The following is a 17,663-nucleotide window of genomic DNA, read 5'->3' on the forward strand; positions in this document are numbered from 1 at the left end:
CTGCTGCTTCCTTGAACTCTGTTTGTCTGGAGGTCACTTGCCGGGGATGGGGAAGAAGAGCCCGGCGAGCATCGCGCCGATGATGGCGCCGCCGGTCAGCGGCTTCTGCCACTTGTAGAAGAGGGCGGCGCCGATGGTGGAGCCGAGCCCGACGGGCAGGGACGCGGTGGCGGCGGAGATGATGACGAGCGGGCCGAGATAGCGTCCGGCCGAGTTGCCCGCGCCCATCATCACGTCGGCGCCGAAGGTGGAGGTGCCGCCGGTGGAGTTCACGGTGGCGCGGCGGATGACGACGATGGCGATGCCGATCAGTCCGCCGAGCAGCGCGCCCACCGGGATGGCGAGCCAGAAGTGTTCGAGCGGGGCGGTGAATCCGGCGCCGAGCAGCATCGCGGGGATGCCGATGCCGACGCCGGTCTGCAGGGAGCCGCCGATGTCGAGGATGCCGACCATGGGGCCCTCGATGACGCGGGCGAACAGGAAGCCCGCGCCGAACGCGGCCGCGGCGCCGTAACTCCCGTTCTCCATACCGGCCTTCAGCATGGAGGCCACGGCCACGTCGCTGAACACCCCGGTGTCGTAGACGTAGTACAGGTGCGTGCCGGTGAAGATGCCGGCGGCCAGGCAGGCCACGAACACGGGGAAGGCCCACTCGGCGAGCCAGAAGCTGCCCTCGCCGGGCACCTTGCCGAGGAAGCCGCCACTGGCCCGCGGGCCGGGGGTCTGGGCCGGTATGCCGCCCGCGGGGGCGGGCACGGACGTCGATGGTTCGGTCATGTCGGGGCCTGCCTCACTGGGGCTTGGTGCCGGTCGCGTCGTGGAACTGCTGGAGCCAGTGCGGGATGTGCACCTTCATCTGGTCGAGCAGGGTGAGGTCGGCGCCGCGCAGGATCGTGCTGGCCGCGAACAGCGCGATCACCACCCCCGCGAGGGACTTGGTGACCTTGGTCCAGCCCAGGTCGTCGACGCCCTTGCCGATGACGATGCCGAGCACGATGCCGGGCACCGCGTTGCCCATCACGAGGTGACCGAGGCCGCCCAGGACGGTGCCCCAGGCTCCGGTGCGGCGGCCGGCGTCCACGGCCGCCATCCAGAAGATGATCGGCATGACGGGGTTGATCAGCCATTCCGAGGCCGGTCCGAGCACCCGGGCCGCGACTTCCTGCAACGAGTGCGGGATCGAGGCTGCGGTCGTGTTGAGCAGGGTGACCAGGACCATGCCGACGACGGTGCCGGTCAGGGCCATCCGGCGGGGGTTGTGCAGGGTCTCGGCGAGGTTGCGGTTCTTCACCATCGCGACCGACGCCGTCCAGTGCGGCACGATGCGGTGGTCGACGTCGGAGGTCAGGGCGCCGGTGCCGACCGCGCTCGACCAGGCGTTGAAGAGGAAGCCGAGGCCGAAGGAGAAGTGGGCGACCGGGTCGTTCTGGCAGGCGTTCAGTTCGCCGAGGGTCCGGAAGGCGCCCATGCCCTGGACCTTCGGGGCGTGGAACATCCGGGCGACGCCCGCGCTCGCGCCGAACCCGATGAGGCCGCCGATGACGAGCGACTCCAGGAGGACGGTGAGGGTGTCGTTCATCGGGTCACCTCATGTGCAGGGCGTGCTGGAGCGGCGAGAGCCGTTCCTCACGCACCGCGAAGTCGAGGGCGTCCAGGTCGAGGGAGGCCACCTGCACGTCGATGCGCAGGGTGATCTCGAAGCGCTGCCGGGTGCGGGGGAAGAACAGGCCGAGGAACCGTTCGGTCCAGCGGTGCTCGACCGCCGAGACGACCTCCAGGTCCAGCGGCTCCACGCGGAAGCTGACGCCGTCGGTGCGCTTGCCGACCGCGGACTGGACCTGGCCGATGGCGGTGGCGAAGGCCTTCTCGCGGGTGGGCCCGGCGCCGGTCAGGCGCAGGGTGTGCCGGGACTGCTTCACGAGGCCTCCTTGGCGAGCTTCTTCAGGAGCGCCTCGGTGACCTTGAACCCCAGTTCCTCGCTGTCGAGGAAGCCGAACCCGAGGACGGTGCGGCCCTGTTCGACGGCGGTGACGCCGGCCTGCGCGGACCGCATGCCGAACTCGATGTCGTGGCCGTACTTGGCCTTGGCGGTGACGGCTCCCGCGCCGCCGCTGCCGCAGAACGAGATGCCGAGGACGGCGCCCTCCGCGGCCATCACGTCGCCCACCTTCATGTCGGCGCCGGGTCCGGGGATGAGGACGGGCTCGCCGCCCGCGGCGCGCACGCCGTCGGCGACGGCCTGGCCCTTGCCGAGCCGGTGTCCGATCACGATCTTGACTGTCATGGCGGTGCTCCCTGGTGTGTCGGTCATGCCTGCGGGGTGGACTGCTGGGCGAGCTGGGCCGCCGTCTCGAAGTGCAGGGCGAGCAGCAGGACTTCGGTGCGGTGCGCGTGGAATCCGTGGGGCGCGCAGTAGGTGTCGACGAGGGTGCGGACGGCGTCCATCCGGCCGGGGGCCGTCTCGGCGGCGAGCTGGTCGTCGAGGGCGTCGAGGTGCTCGGCGGCGCGGACCCTGCGGACGAAGGCGAGCGCGTGCACCGCGAGGGCGAGGGCGCGGGTGTCGTCGAAGACGATGCCGCTGGTCTCCGCGTACTCCCGGGTGAGCGGCAGGAAGGCCGCGAGCTCCGCGCGGTCCGTGTCGGTGACGGGGTGTCCGGTGTCCCGGACGGCGTCCGCGAGTCGCTCGATCAGGGGGTCGTTCATGCGCGGCCTTTCGGTGGTTCGGTGCGGGTCTCGGGCGGGGCGCCGCTCACCGGGGTGCGACCGGGGCGCCCGCGCGCACGGTCGTGACGGCTTCGAGCGGGGCGGCGCAGGTGCGGGTGACGCCTTCGGAGTCGGTCAGCGTCATCGCGGTGTCAGCCGTCCGCAGCAGCGTCAGATCGGCCGCGGACCCCGGTCGCAGCGTCCCCAGCTCGCCGTCGAGGCCGAGGACCCGGGCGGCGTGCAGGGTGGCGCACCGGATCACCTGCTGCGGGGTGAGTCCGAGGGCGAGCAGCTTGTTCAGGGTGGTGACGAGGGAGTGCACGGGCCCTGCCGTGTTCCGGGCGTGCAGGTCGGTGCTGATCGTGTACGGGGTGAAGCCCGCGGCGAGGGCCCGTTCGGCGGCGGTGAAGGAGAGGCTGGCGCTGCCGTGCCCGATGTCGAGCCGGACGCCGCGCTCGACGGCGGCGCGGGCCTCCGGCTCGCTGCCGAGGAGGCCGCCGGGCTTGCCGTGGAAGGCGTGCGTGACGACGTCGCCCGCGCCGAGCAGGTCGAGGACGTCCCCGAGCCGTGGCGGCTCGTTGCCGACGTGCACCATGACGGGCCGTCCGACGCGGGCGGCGACCCGCTTGGCGGCGCGCAGCGGGGCGAGGCCGCTGTCGCCGAGCACGGACGAGCTCATCCGGACCTTGATGCCGCGGACCTGGCCGGGATGGTCGCGGAGCACCTTCTCGGTGGCTGCCTCGTCGATGTCGTCGGGGCCGCGCGACAGTTCCCGGCGGCCGTGGACGAGGCCGTGCCGGGAGATGTTGAGCCAGCTCAGCACGCGCGTGGCGGCCGGACGGACAACGTTGTCCGAAAAGTCCGTCCAGTGGTCGCTGCCGCAACTGCCCGCGTCGACGACGGTGGTGACGCCCTGGCGCACGCCGATGTCGTCCGCCGGGACGCCCAGGTCGGTGCGGGGCGCGTACACGTGGGTGTGGAGGTCGATGAGGCCCGGGGTGACCAGGAGTCCGGCGGCGTCGAGGCGGCGGTGGCCGTCGAGTGTGCCGGGGGCGCCGACCGCCGCGATCCGGCCGTCCTGGACGGCGAGGTCGCCGGGCTCGGGGCCGTCCCGCAGCGGATCGGTCAGCAGCCCGCCCGTGACGACGAGATCGAATCGTTGCGGGTGAGCGGAGGGGGATCCCTGTACAGCCATGGACGGCCGCCTTTCCCGAGCGTGAGAGTGGTGCATGGAGCGACCGGCGCGCGGGGCAGGGCTGGCGCCCGTGGCCGGATGAGGTGATCACGCTCCGCAGAGCGTTCCGTAGAGTAGAATGGCGTTCCGCTGAGCGGATCGATTGGCAACATAGCCCGGTACTCGTCGGAGGGTCAATGGAAGAGAGCAAGCCCGCGAATTCCGTCGCGAAGGCGCTCCGGGTGCTGCATGCCGTGGCCCGCGTGGACGGGCCGCACCGGCTGGGCGACATCGCGGAGCGCTCCGGCGTCTCCAAGGCCACCACCCACCGGGTCCTCGCCACGCTGGTCGAGGAGGGCTACGTGGCCGCGGACGGCGAGGGCCGGTACGGCAGCGGTGTGCAACTGCGCTCCCTCGCGGCCCAGGTGCTCGCCGACGACGCGGTCGGGATCGACGCCGTGCTGCGCGCGCTCCAGCAGCGGCTCGGGCAGGCCGTCCACCTGGCGGTGCTCAGCGGCGACCACGCCACGTACACGCACAAGGTCGATCCGGGGCACGCGTACCGCATCGCCACCGACGTCGGCACGCCGCTCCCCCTGCACGCGACGGCGGCGGGCAAGGCGCTGCTCGCGCACCTCCCGCCCGACGAGGCCGCGGACGTCCTGGACCGCACCGGGCTGCCCGCGCGCACGCCCCGCACCCACACCGACCGGACGGTGCTCGTCGAGGAGTTGGCGGCCATCCGCGCCCAGGGCTACGCCACCGACTACGAGGAGGGGGACGAGGCGATCTGCTCGCTCGCCGCGCCCGTGCTCGACGCCGACGGCACCCCGGTGGGCGCCGTGTCCGTCTCGTCCCTCACGTTCCTCGTCACGGAGGAGCAGCTGTCGGCGTTCGCTCCGGCCGTGAAGCAGGCCGCGCAGGACGTCTCGCGCAGGCTGTGACCCCGGCACCGGCCCGGTCCGCGCCGTCGTGACGGTGTCCCGTCGCATAGGCTCGTACCCACGATGAACAGCAACGATCCGTCCCTGCCCCCGCCCAAGGCCGACAAGGCGACGGTGCGTCGGCACAACCTGAGTCTGGTGCTGCGCACCGTCCACGACGAGGGCGAGGCGACCCGGGCGGGTGTCGCCGGGCGGGTCGGACTGACCCGGGCCGCGGTGTCCTCGCTCGTCGACCAACTGCTCACCGAGGGCTTCCTCACCGAGTGGGGCAAGACGTTCAGCGGGCAGGCGGGCCGCCCGGGCACCGCGCTGAAGGTCGCACGGACCGGCCTCGCGGGTCTCGGGGTGGAGATCAACATCGACTACGTCACCGTGTGCGTGGTCGACCTCGCGGGCACCGACCGGGTCCGGCTCGTGGAGCGGATGGACAACCGGGGCGCGGCGCCGGCGGCCGTGCTCTCGCAGGCCGCGCGGATCGCCGCCCGTGCCATGGAGTCGGCCGCGGAGCAGGAACTGCGCCCGGTGGCGGCCGAGTTGGCGCTGCCCGGTCTGGTGTCGGGCGGCGCGGTGCGGCAGGCGCCGAACCTCGGGTGGAACCGGGTGGCGGTCGAGGGGCTGTTCGCGCAGGCGCTCAGCTCGCTGCGGCCGAACCGGCGGGCGCTGCCGGTCAGCGCCGACAACGAGGCGAACCTGGCGGCGATGGCCGAGCTCTGGTTCGGCGACGCGCACGACGGCGGCCGGGTGCACAGCTTCATCTATCTGACCGGCGAGATCGGCGTCGGTGGCGCACTGGTCCTGGGCGGCCGGCTGCTGCGCGGCGCCCACGGGTTCGCGGGCGAGATCGGGCACATGGTGGTCGAGCCGGACGGGCCCGAGTGCCGGTGCGGGGCGCGCGGCTGTCTGGAGCAGTACGCGGGGCAGGCCGCCCTGCTGCGGGCCGCGGGACTCGACGAGGCGTCGGGGGCCGCCGGGGTGGCGGAGCTGGAGACGCGGGCCCAAGCCGGTGAACCGGCGGCGGTCGCCGCGCTGGACGACGCGGGGCGGCTGCTCGGCCGGGTGCTGTCCGGCGCCGTGAACCTGATCGATCCCGACGCGGTGATGCTCGGCGGCGTGTTCCGCCCGCTGATGCCCTGGCTCGCCCCCGCCGCGGACGCGGAGCTGACCGCGCGGGTGGTGTCGGGTCTGTGGACGCCGGGCAGCGGCAGGCTGCGCGCCTCGTCGTCGTCGGGCGACGCGGCGCGCGGCGCGGCCGCCCGGGTGGTCCGCGAGATCCTGGCGGACCCGGCGGCGTACGCGGAGCGCGGGACGGACTGAGCCGTCCCGCGCCGCGGCGGTCACCCGCGGTGGGCCGCGATCAGCTTCCGGTACCAGTGGTAGCTGTCCTTCGGGGTGCGCCGAAGGGTGTCGTAGTCGACGCGGACGATGCCGAACCGCTTCGCGTAGCCCAGCGCCCACTCGAAGTTGTCGAGGAGCGACCAGACGTAATAGCCGCGCACGTCGACACCCGCGTCCATGGCGGCACGCAGCGCGGTGAGGTGGTCGTGCAGATAGGTGACGCGGTCGGTGTCGTGGATCGCGCCGTCGGCGGTGACCTCGTCGTGCTCGGCGGTGCCGTTCTCGGTGATGTGGACGGGCGGCAGGGCGTCGCCGTAGCGGTCCTTGAGCCCGGTGAGCAGCTGGGTGAACGTCTCCGGGACGACCGGCCAGTTCATGGAGTTGCGCCGCACGTCGGCCCAGGGTCGCTCCGCGTACCGGTTGTCGGTGGCGACGCGAAGCGCCGGGTCGGCCTCGCGGTGCGGGGCGTCGGCGACGAGGGTGGGCCGGTAGTAGTTGACGCCGAGGAAGTCCAGCGGCTGCGCGATCAGTTCCAGGTCGCCGTCGCGGCGGAAGTCCTGGCGGGTGATCAGCTCGCCCCAGGTGTCCTCCTCCGAGTCCGGGTAGCGGCCGGCCAGGATCGGGTCGGTCCACACCAGGTTGTGCTGGGTGTCGGCGCGCAGGGCGGCGGCCCGGTCGGCCGCCGAGTCGGTGGCCGGCACGTTGAAGTCGGGGTTGAGCGTGATGCCCACCTCGCGCACCCCGGCGGCGCGCAGCGCCTTGACGGCGAGGCCGTGGCCGACGAGCAGGTGGTGCGCGGCGGCCAGGGCGCCGGTGCCCTCCTGCGCGCCGGGCGCGTGCCGGCCCACGGAGTAGCCGAGGAAGGCGCTGCACCAGGGCTCGTTGAGGGTGATCCAGCGCGGGACGCGGTCGCCGAGGTGCTCGGCGACGATCGCCGTGTACTCGGCGAACCGCTCGGCGGTCTCGCGCACCCGCCAGCCCGCGCCCGCGGCGGAGCCGCTGTTGGCCGGAGTCTCCAGGGCCTGGGGCAGGTCCCAGTGGTACAGGGTGGCGGCGGGCTCGATGCCCGCCTCCAGGAGCTCGTCGACGAGCCGTGAGTAGAAGTCGAGGCCCTTCTGGTTCGCGGGCCCCTGTCCCGTCGGCTGGATGCGCGGCCAGGCGATCGAGAACCGGTACGACTCCACGCCGAGGCCGCGCAGCAGCGCCACGTCCTCGGGGTAGCGGTGGTAGTGGTCGCAGGCCACGTCGCCGGTGTCGCCGCCGTCCGTACGGCCGGGCGTGTGGCTGTAGGTGTCCCAGATGGAGGGGCCGCGGCCGTCCTCGTTCGCGGCCCCCTCGATCTGGTAGGAAGCGGTGGCCGCGCCGAACACGAAGCCTTCGGGGAATACGGGCAAGTCACGCATGGAGAGCCTTACTTGACGGATCCGCCGGTGATGCCGGCGGCGATGTACTTCTGGGCGAGGACGAGCAGCACGGCCGCCGGGATCGCCGACAGGACGGACGCGGCCATGACCGAGCCCCAGTCGCCGACGTGGGCGCCGATGTACTGGTAGATGCCGAGTGTGACGGGCTTGACGTCGTCGGTGGTGTTCAGCGTCAACGCGAACATGAAGTCGCTCCACGCGTACAGGAACGAGAACAGCCCGGCCGTGATCAGCGAGTTGCGGCTCATCGGCAGCACGACCTGGACGAAGGTGCGCAGCTTGCTCGCGCCGTCGACCTCCGCCGCCTCGATGACCTCCTTGGGGATGGCCACCATGAACGAGCGCATCAGGACGATGGCGAAGGGAATGCCGAGCGAGGCGTCGGCGAGCATCAGGCCGAAGTAGGAGTTGACCAGGCCGAGGTCGACGTACGCGCTGTAGAGGGCGTTGGCGATGACGATGCCCGGGACCATCTGCGTGATGAGGGTGCCGAAGACGATGGACTTGGTGCCGGGGAGCCGGAACTGCGCGAGTCCGTACGCGGCGGGTGCGGCGATCGCCAGACAGATGACGACGGCGCCGAGCGCGACGGCGAGCGAGGTCAGGAGGTGGCCGCCCTGCTCGCTGATGGCCGAGGTGAAGCCGGACAGGTCCAGCGAGTGCGGTACGGGCGAGACTTCGAGGAGTCCCGACTCGGGCTGCAGCGCCGTGTTGATCATCCAGTACAGCGGGAACAGCATCACGCACAGGATGACGACGCCCGCCGCGGTGGCGCCCCAGCGGCGCTTCGGCGCGGTGGTCGCGGTGGTCCCGGAGACGGTTGCCATGCCGGTCACTTCCCCTCGGAGCGGTTGGCCCGCAGGTAGAACACCGCGAAGACGGCGGATATGAGGATGAGGACGTTGCCGACGACGGCGCCCGCGCCGAAGTCCAGCTGCACGAAGGAGTTCTGGTACGTGAGCGTGCCGAGTGTCTGCGTGGAGTCGGCGGGCCCGCCGTCGGTCAGGGCGAGGATCAGGTCGAGGATCTTGACCGTCGACATGAAGCCGAGCACGAGCACGACGGTGATCACCGGCTTGAGCAGCGGCAGCGTGATGGAGCGGAAGGTCCGCCAGGCGGAGGCGCCGTCCAGGGACGCGGCCTCGTACAGCTCCTTGGGGATCTCCTGGAGCCCGCCGTAGAGGATGACCATGTTGAACGGGATGCCGATCCAGATGTTCACCAGGATCACCGAGAACAGGGCCATGCCAGGGCTGGTCAGCCAGGGGGTGTGGCCGCCGAGGCCGAGCGTGTCGGCGAAGGAGTTGAGGACGCCGGTGTCCTGGTCCAGGATGCGCCGCCAGACGATGCCGGAGACGACCATCGGGACGAGCCAGGGCAGCAGGATCAGCGAGCGCAGGAACCCGTTGAGCGGGAACTTCTTCGTGAAGAAGACGGCGAGCGCCAGGCCGATCCCGAACTGCCCGACGAGCGAGCCGATCGTGAAGACGATGGTGTGCCACAGCGCCTTGCCGAAGAGGTCGTCGTGGAAGACCTTGCTCCAGTTGTCGGTGCCGTTGAAGGGGGACTTGCCGTCGAAGAAGGTCGACGGCGAGAAGTCCTGGAAGCTCATCACGACGTTGCGGACGAGCGGGTAGCCGAAGAACAGCAGCATGAAGACGACGGCGGGGGCGATGAAGCCCCACTGCGAGAGCCTGCGGCGGCGTCGGGTGTCGCGCTGTTTCACGGGGGCGGCGGGCGCCGTGCGGGTGGGGGTGGCCGAGGCCGTGGTGGTCGACATGTTCGTGAGTCCCCTCAGTTCCCGCTCGTGGCGCGGGCCTGCGCCTTCTTCAGCGCGGCGGCGCTGTCCTGACCGGTGAGCGCGGACTGGAAGGCGCTCTGCAGGGCCAGCGACACGGACGACCAGCCGGCTCCGACCTTCGCGGTCCGCGAGCGCGCGGTGGCCACCTGGTCGGCGAGCGCGTCGAGTTCGGGGACCTCCTTGCGCCAGATCGCGGCGGCCTTCTCGTTGGCGGGCACCATCCAGCTGTTGCGGGCGTAGGAAATCTGCTCCTTCTCGCTGGCCATGCACTGCACGATCTTGGCGGCGGTCTTCTCGCGGGTCGTGTCACCGGTGTCGGGGACGGTGAGGATGGCGCCGCCGAGCGGGCCGACCGACTTGTCCCCCGCCTTCGGGACCGGGATCTGCGCGATGCCCCAGTGCAGGTTCTTCTTGGTGTTGAGGGTCTCCACCTGCCACGGACCGTTGATCATCATAGCGGCGTTCCCGGCCATGAACTGGTCGTTGACGTCGGCCTGCGTCCAGTTCACCGTCGACTTGGACAGGGAGCCGTCCTTGAGGAGGCCCTTCCAGTAGTCGAGCGCCTCGGCGACGTTCTTCGTGGCCAGGTTCGTCTCGTCGCCACCGTTGGACCACATGAACGGCGTGAACTGGAAGACGCCGTCCTCGGCGCCGCCCGCGCTGAGCGCGATGCCGTACTGCTTGCCCCGGGTGAGCTTCTTCGCGGTCTCCTGCATCTCGGCCCAGGTGGTGGGGACCGGGAGGCCGGCCTTCTTCAGGACGTCCTTGTTGTAGAAGAGGGCGAGGGTGTTCACCGTGCGCGCGGCGCCGTAGTACGTGCCCTTGTACGAGCCGAAGTCGACGATGCCCTCGGGGATGTCCTGGGTGGACAGGCCGAGGGTGCGCAGGTCGACGAGGCCGCCCGCCTCGGCGAACGTCGGCATCTCGGAGGCGTCGAACTGGATGACGTCGGGGAGCGACTTCGACGACGCCATGCGCAGCGACTTCGTCATGACCTGCGCTGCGGGGACGCTCTGCTGCTCGATGGTGACGTCCAGCTGCGCGCTGCACCGCTTGAGGGTGGCCGCGTCCCAGCCGTGGTACGAGTCGTCGGTCGAGGAGTTGAGGACGGTGAAGACGTCGGGGTCGCGCTGCTGGCCGCAGCCCGCGAGGGCGCTGGCGGCGACGATCGCGCAGACAACGGTGAGCGGGGCCGCGGCCCGTCGGCCGGAGCGCCGGCGCCTGGCGCGCGCCGCGTCCGGAGGGGGAACTGCTGTCACGGTGGTTGCCCTTGCCTGGGAGGGGGGACCGGCCCCGACGGGACGCCCGTGTCCCGTCGGGGTGTTCGCGTCTGGCCCGGTACGGCTCCGGTCTGCACCGTACGGGCCGGTTCGCGAAGGAGTCGTCAGCGGACGCCGAGCAGGTGGTCCATGGCGAGCTGGTCGAGGCGCTCGAAGGCCATCGAGCGTTCGGCGGCGGCGGTCACGTCGAAGTCCTCGAACGCGGACCGGTCCGCGAGGAGTCCGGCCACGCCGTCGGCAGCGGTGGGCTGCGCCAGCTCGTCCAGCCGGGAGTCGCGCAGGGCCTGCTGCACCTCGGGGTCGGCGCGGAAGGCGGTCGCACGCTCCTTGAGGATCAGGTAGTTGCGCATGCAGTTCTTCGCGGACTCCCACACGCCGTCGAAGCCGTCGGTGCGCACCGGCTTGAAGTCGAAGTGGCGGGGGCCCTCGTAGCCCGCGGACTCCAGCAGGTCGACGAGCCAGAAGGCCTGGCGCACGTCGCCGGCGCCGAAGCGGAAGTCCTGGTCGTACTTGATGCCGGTCTGGCCGTTGAGGTCGATGTGGAAGAGCTTGCCCGCCCACAGGGCCTGGGCGATGCCGTGCGGGAAGTTGAGGCCCGCCATCTGCTCGTGGCCCACCTCGGGGTTGACGCCCACGAGTTCGGGGCGCTCCAGGCGCTCGATGAACGCGAGGGCGTGGCCGATGGTCGGCAGGAGGATGTCGCCGCGGGGCTCGTTCGGCTTCGGCTCGATGGCGAAGCGCAGGTCGTAGCCCTGCTCCGTCACGTAGTCGCCGAGGAGGTCGAAGGCCTCCTTCATGCGGTCCAGCGCGTCCCGGACGTCCTTCGCGCCACCGGACTCGGCACCCTCGCGACCGCCCCAGGCGACGTACGTGGTGGCGCCCAGCTCGACCGCCAGGTCGATGTTCCGGATCGTCTTGCGCAGCGCGTAGCGGCGCACGTCGCGATCGTTGGCGGTGAAGCCGCCGTCCTTGAAGACGGGGTGCGTGAACAGGTTCGTGGTCGCCATCGGCACGACGAGACCGGTCTCGTCGAGAGCGGCACGGAACCGCTTGACGATGGCCTCGCGCTCGCTGTCGGAGGCACCGAAGGGGATCAGGTCGTCGTCGTGGAACGTGACGCCGTGCGCACCGAGTTCGGCCAGGCGGCGCACCGACTCGACGGGGTCGAGGGCGGGGCGGGTGGCGTCGCCGAACGGGTCGTTGCCCCGCCAGCCGACGGTCCACAGACCGAAGGTGAACTTGTCGTCGGGAGTGGGAGTGAAGCGTTCGGACATGGTGCGACCCTTTGCTGCTGCGTGCTCTGCGCGCCGACCCGGCGTCCACCGGGCGGTTTGTTTTCTGACATGACTAATACGCCAAGAAACGTCGAAGCGCTAGACCCCCCGACCCAGATCACCTCAGGCTCACCCCCGATCACCTGCGGTTAAGCGAATCGAAGCGCTTCACCTCATCCGCCCCTCGGAACCCTTGCTCTTTTGTTTTCTGTACGATCAAATGGCGTCGGCAGATGATTTGTCTTCAAGATCGCAAGTAAGTGGAGAGGCGCCATGCCACCGTCATCACCGTCGGCCTCCGTCGTGATCGGGGTGGACAGTTCGACGCAGTCCACGAAGGCGGCCGTCACGGACGCCGCCACCGGACGCCTCCTCGCCGTCGGCCGCGCCCCCCACCTGGTCACCGGCCGGCACGGAGCCCGCGAGACGGAACCCGGCCTGTGGTGGTCGGCCCTGTGCGACGCGGTCACGGCCGGACTCAAGGAGGCCGACGTCCCCCCCACGGCCGTCACCGGCATCGCCGTCGCCGGACAGCAGCACGGACTCGTCGTGCTCGACGCGGCGGGCCGTCCGCTGCGGCCCGCGATGCTGTGGAACGACACCCGCGCCGCCCCTGAGGCCGCCGCCCTCACCGAGCGGCTCGGCGGTCCGGCCGCCTGGCTGGAGCGCACCGGCTCCGTCCCGGTCGCCTCCATGACCGCCGCGAAGTGGCAGTGGCTGCGCGAGCACGAGCCGGCCCGCCCGGTGGCCGCCGTCCGCCTGCCCCACGACTTCCTCACCGAGCGCCTCTGCGGCGTCGCGGTGACCGACCCCGGCGACGCCTCCGGCACCTGCTGGTACTCCACGGCCACCGGCACGTACGACCCGGAGATCCTCGACCTCATCGGCCTCGCCCCCGAGCTGCTGCCCGCGCTCGCCCCGGGCGGCGGGTCCCGCGCGGGCTCGCTCACGGCCGGGGCCGCCGAGCGGCTCGGCCTCCCGGAGGGCATCGCCGTGGCCGTCGGCACCGGCGACAACATGGCCGCCGCGGTGGGCCTCGGACTCGGCGGCGCCGGGCTCCTCGACCACCCGGTGCTCAGCCTCGGCACCTCCGGCACCGCGTTCGCCGCGACCCGCACCCGGCCCGCGTCGGCCGCGCTCGCCGGGTTCGCCGCGACCGACGGCACGTACCTCCCGCTGGCCTGCACGCTCAACTGCACCCTCGCCGTCGACCGGATCGCCACGCTGCTCGGGCTGGACCGCGAGGACGCCGAGCCCGGCGGCGGCGCCGTGCTGCTGCCCTACCTCGACGGCGAGCGCACCCCCGACCTGCCGCACGCGGCCGGGCTGCTGACCGGCCTGCGGCACGCCACGACCGGCCGGCAGCTCCTCGGCGCCGCCTACGAGGGGGCCGTGTTCACGCTGCTGCGGGCCCTCGACGAACTGCTGCGCTCCTGCGGCCTGGACCCGGACGACGCCGATGTCGCGGCGCGGCCGGTCCGGCTGATCGGCGGCGGCGCCAGGGGCCGGGTCTGGGCGGACACCGTGCGCCGGCTGTCCGGCCGTCCCGTCCTGGTGCCCGAGGCCGACGAGCTGGTGGCGCTCGGCGCCGCCGCACTGGCCGCCGGCGCGGTCACCGGCCGCGACCCCGTGGCCGTCGCCACCGACTGGGACACCGGCCGCGGCACACTGTTGCCCGCCGTCCCCCGCGACCTGCCCACCTGGCACCGCCTGTCCGACGTCCTGGACCGGGCGACGCCGGCCCTGCTGACCTGAACCACCTCTGCTCCCCTGGGAAGATCATGAAGTTCACCGACGGCTTCTGGCTGATGCGTGACGGGGTCCAGGCCTCGTACGCCACCGAGGTCCGCGACGTCCGCACGGACGCCGACCGCTTCACCGCGTACGCCGCCGTCAAGCGCGTCGAGCGCCGCGGCGACACCCTCAACTCCCCACTCCTGACCACCGAATGCTTCTCCCCCGCCGAGGGCGTCATCGGCGTCCGCACCACGCACCTGGCGGGCCGCCGCGCGGTGGGACCCGACTTCGCGCTGCCCGGCTCCGACGCATCGACCGGCCGGGTGCGCCGGGACGGCGACGTCGTCGAGCTGACGAGCGGCGCCCTGTCGGTCCGCCTCGACACGGCCGCCCCCTGGACGCTCTCCTTCCGCGACGCGGAAGGACAGGAGGTCACGTCGGCGGGCCGCAAGGGCACCGCCTTCTTCGCCACCGCTGACGGCGCCCACCACATGGCGGGACAGCTGACCCTCGGGGTCGGCGAGCAGGTCTACGGCCTCGGCGAGCGCTTCACCCCGTTCGTCAGGAACGGCCAGGTCGTCGACATGTGGCAGGCCGACGGCGGCACGAGCAGCGAACAGGCCTACAAGAACGTCCCGTTCAGCCTGCATGTCTCCCCCTCCGGCGCGTACGGCGTGTTCGTCAAACACCCGGGGAAGGTCTCGTACGAGATCGGCTCCGAGTCGGTGGGCCAGATGCAGTTCAGCGTCGAGGACCAGACGCTGGAGTACTACGTCGTCGCGGGCCCGACCCCGAAGGACGTGCTGCGCCGCTACACCGCGCTCACCGGCCGCCCGGCGCTGCCGCCCGCCTGGTCGTTCGGGCTGTGGCTGACGACGTCGTTCACCACGCAGTACGACGAGGAGACGGTGACGTCGTTCGTCGACGGGATGGCCGAGCGGGACATCCCGCTGAGCGTCTTCCACTTCGACTGCTTCTGGATGCGCGAGTACCAGTGGTCGGACTTCACCTGGGACCCGGACGTCTTCCCCGACCCGGTCGGCATGCTGGCCCGGCTCAAGGAGCGGGGTCTGCGGATCTCCGTCTGGATCAACCCGTACATCGCGCAGAAGTCCGCCCTGTTCGACGAGGCCGCCGAGCTGGGCTACCTGGTGCGCCGGCCGAACGGCGACATCTGGCAGTGGGACCTGTGGCAGGCGGGCATGGGGCTCGTCGACTTCACGAACCCCGACGCGAGCGCCTGGTTCCAGTCGAAGCTGAAGGTCCTGCTCGACCAGGGCGTCGACTGCTTCAAGACCGACTTCGGCGAGCGCATCCCCACCGACGTGGTCTGGCACGACGGCTCCGACCCGGAGCGCATGCACAACTACTACACGCAGCTGTACAACCAGGTCGTCTTCGAGCTGCTCCAGAAGGAGCGGGGCCTCGGCGAGGCGGTCCTGTTCGCGCGGTCCGCGACGGCGGGCGGCCAGCAGTTCCCGGTGCACTGGGGCGGCGACTGCTGGTCGTCGTTCGGCGCGATGGCGGAGTCGCTGCGCGGCGGCCTGTCCCTCTCGCTGTCCGGGTTCGGCTTCTGGTCGCACGACATCGGCGGCTTCGAGGGCACCCCCGACCCGGCCGTCTTCAAGCGGTGGCTCGCCTTCGGCCTGCTCTCCTCGCACAGCCGCCTGCACGGGTCGAGCTCGTACCGCGTGCCGTGGGAGTTCGGTGACGAGGCCGTCGACGTGGCCCGCACGTTCACCAAGCTCAAGCACCGGCTGATGCCGTACCTGTACGGCGCCGCGGCCGAGGCGCACCGGGCCGGTGTGCCGCTGATGCGCCCGATGCTCCTGGAGTTCCCCGCGGACCCGACGGCGCGCGCCCTTGACCGCCAGTACATGCTCGGCCCCGACGTCCTGGTGGCGCCGGTCTTCTCCGCCGACGGCGACGTCGAGTTCTATCTGCCGGAAGGCACCTGGACGCACCTGCTGACCGGCGAGAAGGTGCAGGGCCCGGCCTGGCGCCGCGAGACGCACGGCTTCGACAGCCTGCCGCTGTACGTGCGGCCCGGCGCGGTGCTGCCGCTCGGCGCCGACGAGCAGCGCCCGGACGGCGACTGGACCGAGGGCCTCACCCTGCTCGTCACGCCCGACGCCCAGGACGTGACCGTCACGGTCCCCGACCACCACGGCAGCCCCGCGGCCACCTACCGGGTGACCCGCGACGCGGCCTCCGGCGCGCTGACGGCGTCCACGGAAGGGGCGGCTCCCTCGATCACCGAGCTGTGACGCGGCGGGCCCCTCCCCGGCGGAGGGGCCCGTCCGCCCCTCGGTCGGGGGACGGTCCGGGCCGCATACGGCCCCATTCCGTTATGCGCCGTGACGATCGGGGACGCGGTGGTCATGGTGCACTTCGGATACACAGTGATGACCGAGCAGGCCGGCCCCCGGGACCTCGTCCGCCACGCGGTGGGCGCCGAGGAGGTGGGCTTCGACTTCTCGGTGACCAGCGACCACTACTTCCCCTGGCTCCGCTCCCAGGGCCACTCCCCCTATGCCTGGAGCGTGCTCGGCGCGATCGCCCAGGCCACGTCGCGGCTGCCGCTGATGACGTACGTGACCTGCCCGACGTTCCGGTACCACCCGGCCGTGGTCGCCCAGAAGGCCGCCACCCTGCAGCTCCTGTCCGAAGGCCGGTTCCGGCTCGGCCTCGGCTCGGGGGAGAACCTCAACGAGCACGTGGTGGGCCGGGGCTGGCCCGCCGTCGACGTACGGCACGAGATGTTCGAGGAAGCGGTCACGATCATCCGCGCCCTGTTCGAGGGCGGCCACGTCACCCACCACGGCAAGCACTACGACGTCGACTCGGCCCGTCTGTGGGACCTGCCCGACGCTCCGCCGCCGATCGGCGTCGCCGTCTCCGGCGAGCGGTCCTGCGCGCTGGCCGGGCGGCTCGCCGACCTGCTCATCGCCACCGAACCCGATCCGGACCTGACGGCCGCCTTCGACCGGCACGGCGGTGCGGGCAAGCCGCGCGTCGGGCAGCTCCCGGTCTGCTTCGACACGGACCGGACGGCGGCGGTGGCCCGGGCGCACGACCAGTTCCGCTGGTTCGGCGGCGGCTGGAAGGTCAACTCCGAGCTGCCCCACCCCGACTCCTTCGAGGGCGCCACCCAGTACGTGCGGCCGGACGACGTCGCCGACGCCCTCCCCTGCGGCGACGACGTGGACACCTTCCTGGAAGCGGTGCGCCCGTTCGTCGACGCCGGATTCACCGAGCTCGCGCTGGTGCAGATCGGCGGCGACCACCAGGACGCGTTCCTGGAGTGGTCCGCGAAGACGCTGCTGCCGGCGCTCCGGGGCGCCTTCGCATGACCGCGGACTCCCCCGAACCGCCGGGCCCCGCGGCGGCGTTGATCGTCATCGACATGATCAACACGTACGACCACGACGACGCGGACCTGCTCCTGCCCGCGTCCAGAGCCGTCGTCCCGGTCGTGGTCGACCTGATCGACCGGGCCCGCGCGGCCGACGTGCCGGTGATCTACGTCAACGACAACTTCGGCCAGTGGCGCTCGCACCACGGCGAACTGCTCGACACGGCCCTCTCGGGCCCGCACGCCGACCTGGTGGAACCCATCCGCCCGGACGACCGGTCCCTGTTCGTGGTCAAGGCCCGCCACTCGATCTTCTACGAGACGCCCCTGTCGTACCTGCTCACCCAACTGGGCATCGGGCACGTGGTGCTGTGCGGCCAGGTCACCGAGCAGTGCGTCCTGTACTCGGCCCTGGACGCGCACATCCGCCACCTCCGGGTCACGGTGCCGCACGACGCGACGGCCGCGATCCACCCCGAACTCGCCGGGCCCGCGCTGGAGATGATGCGGCGCAACATGGGGGCGCGGGTCGTGGAGGCGGCGCGGGTGACGTTCGAGGGCGGGGACGCGGCGGCTCAGGCGTGACGGGAACCCCGTGCGCCGCGCACGGCGTCCCAGCCTCCGTACGCACGTCAC

Annotated in this window: 17 protein-coding genes; 6 read left to right on the plus strand and 11 right to left on the minus strand. The window is 71.9% G+C overall.

Going from position 1 to position 17,663, the window contains the following annotated elements:
* Positions 1-33: 33 nt before the first annotated feature.
* Genes RBJ77_RS37775 through RBJ77_RS37800 form a run of 6 tightly spaced genes read right to left on the minus strand, consistent with a single transcriptional unit; the run spans position 34 to position 3,898 of the window.
* A complete protein-coding gene (locus tag RBJ77_RS37775; protein ID WP_372349074.1) occupies positions 34-777 on the minus strand; it encodes a DUF4310 family protein in 744 nt (247 codons plus the stop codon).
* A 13-nt stretch (positions 778-790) separates the two neighbouring features.
* On the minus strand, positions 791-1,579 hold the full coding sequence (locus RBJ77_RS37780) for a DUF4311 domain-containing protein (RefSeq protein WP_372349075.1): 789 nt from the start codon (positions 1,577-1,579) through the stop codon (positions 791-793).
* A 4-nt stretch (positions 1,580-1,583) separates the two neighbouring features.
* A complete protein-coding gene (locus RBJ77_RS37785) occupies positions 1,584-1,919 on the minus strand; it encodes a DUF4312 family protein (RefSeq protein WP_255976523.1) in 336 nt (111 codons plus the stop codon).
* Complete coding sequence (locus RBJ77_RS37790) at positions 1,916-2,284, minus strand: glycine-rich SFCGS family protein (protein WP_255976525.1); 369 nt, start codon at positions 2,282-2,284, stop codon at positions 1,916-1,918. Before RBJ77_RS37790 ends, RBJ77_RS37785 begins: the two co-directional genes overlap by 4 nt.
* A 23-nt stretch (positions 2,285-2,307) precedes the next feature.
* On the minus strand, positions 2,308-2,703 hold the full coding sequence (locus tag RBJ77_RS37795; RefSeq protein ID WP_372349076.1) for a hypothetical protein: 396 nt from the start codon (positions 2,701-2,703) through the stop codon (positions 2,308-2,310).
* 46 nt (positions 2,704-2,749) lie between these two features.
* The gene (locus tag RBJ77_RS37800) at positions 2,750-3,898 is read right to left on the minus strand and encodes an amidohydrolase/deacetylase family metallohydrolase (protein WP_372349077.1); all 1,149 of its coding nucleotides are present in this window, start codon (positions 3,896-3,898) and stop codon (positions 2,750-2,752) included.
* A 176-nt stretch (positions 3,899-4,074) separates the two neighbouring features.
* Between RBJ77_RS37800 and RBJ77_RS37805 the strand changes: the two genes are divergently transcribed.
* Positions 4,075-4,821, plus strand: coding sequence for an IclR family transcriptional regulator (locus tag RBJ77_RS37805; protein ID WP_372349078.1), 747 nt, complete (start codon positions 4,075-4,077; stop codon positions 4,819-4,821).
* Positions 4,822-4,884: 63 nt separating this feature from the next.
* Positions 4,885-6,135, plus strand: coding sequence for an ROK family protein (locus RBJ77_RS37810; protein ID WP_372349079.1), 1,251 nt, complete (start codon positions 4,885-4,887; stop codon positions 6,133-6,135).
* A gap of 20 nt (positions 6,136-6,155) precedes the next feature.
* Here RBJ77_RS37810 and RBJ77_RS37815 read toward each other — a convergent pair whose 3' ends face one another.
* The 5 genes from RBJ77_RS37815 to xylA all read right to left on the minus strand — a co-directional run bounded on the left by RBJ77_RS37815 (position 6,156) and on the right by xylA (position 11,935).
* Positions 6,156-7,559: a GH1 family beta-glucosidase gene (locus tag RBJ77_RS37815; protein WP_372349080.1), complete on the minus strand. Its 1,404-nt coding sequence runs from the start codon at positions 7,557-7,559 to the stop codon at positions 6,156-6,158.
* 8 nt (positions 7,560-7,567) lie between these two features.
* On the minus strand, positions 7,568-8,407 hold the full coding sequence (locus RBJ77_RS37820; protein ID WP_372349081.1) for a carbohydrate ABC transporter permease: 840 nt from the start codon (positions 8,405-8,407) through the stop codon (positions 7,568-7,570).
* A gap of 5 nt (positions 8,408-8,412) precedes the next feature.
* A complete protein-coding gene (locus RBJ77_RS37825) occupies positions 8,413-9,360 on the minus strand; it encodes a carbohydrate ABC transporter permease (RefSeq protein WP_372349082.1) in 948 nt (315 codons plus the stop codon).
* 14 nt (positions 9,361-9,374) lie between these two features.
* Positions 9,375-10,640, minus strand: a complete 1,266-nt coding sequence (locus tag RBJ77_RS37830; RefSeq protein ID WP_372349083.1) for a sugar ABC transporter substrate-binding protein — start codon at positions 10,638-10,640, stop codon at positions 9,375-9,377.
* 125 nt (positions 10,641-10,765) lie between these two features.
* Positions 10,766-11,935: a xylose isomerase gene (xylA, locus tag RBJ77_RS37835; RefSeq protein WP_372349084.1), complete on the minus strand. Its 1,170-nt coding sequence runs from the start codon at positions 11,933-11,935 to the stop codon at positions 10,766-10,768.
* A 273-nt stretch (positions 11,936-12,208) separates the two neighbouring features.
* Here xylA and xylB point away from each other — a divergent pair, with 273 nt between their 5' ends.
* The 4 genes from xylB to RBJ77_RS37855 all read left to right on the plus strand — a co-directional run bounded on the left by xylB (position 12,209) and on the right by RBJ77_RS37855 (position 17,612).
* Positions 12,209-13,690, plus strand: coding sequence for a xylulokinase (gene xylB / locus RBJ77_RS37840; protein ID WP_372349085.1), 1,482 nt, complete (start codon positions 12,209-12,211; stop codon positions 13,688-13,690).
* 26 nt (positions 13,691-13,716) lie between these two features.
* Positions 13,717-15,939: an alpha-xylosidase gene (yicI, locus tag RBJ77_RS37845; protein WP_372349086.1), complete on the plus strand. Its 2,223-nt coding sequence runs from the start codon at positions 13,717-13,719 to the stop codon at positions 15,937-15,939.
* Positions 15,940-16,053: 114 nt separating this feature from the next.
* Positions 16,054-17,025, plus strand: coding sequence for an LLM class F420-dependent oxidoreductase (locus tag RBJ77_RS37850; RefSeq protein WP_372349274.1), 972 nt, complete (start codon positions 16,054-16,056; stop codon positions 17,023-17,025).
* Positions 17,022-17,612, plus strand: coding sequence for an isochorismatase family cysteine hydrolase (locus RBJ77_RS37855; RefSeq protein ID WP_372349087.1), 591 nt, complete (start codon positions 17,022-17,024; stop codon positions 17,610-17,612). The genes RBJ77_RS37850 and RBJ77_RS37855 overlap by 4 nt, the downstream gene beginning before the upstream one ends.
* Positions 17,613-17,663 lie beyond the last annotated feature (51 nt).

The organism is Streptomyces sp. KL116D, from assembly GCF_030766975.1.
GTDB lineage: Bacteria > Actinomycetota > Actinomycetes > Streptomycetales > Streptomycetaceae > Streptomyces > Streptomyces longispororuber_A.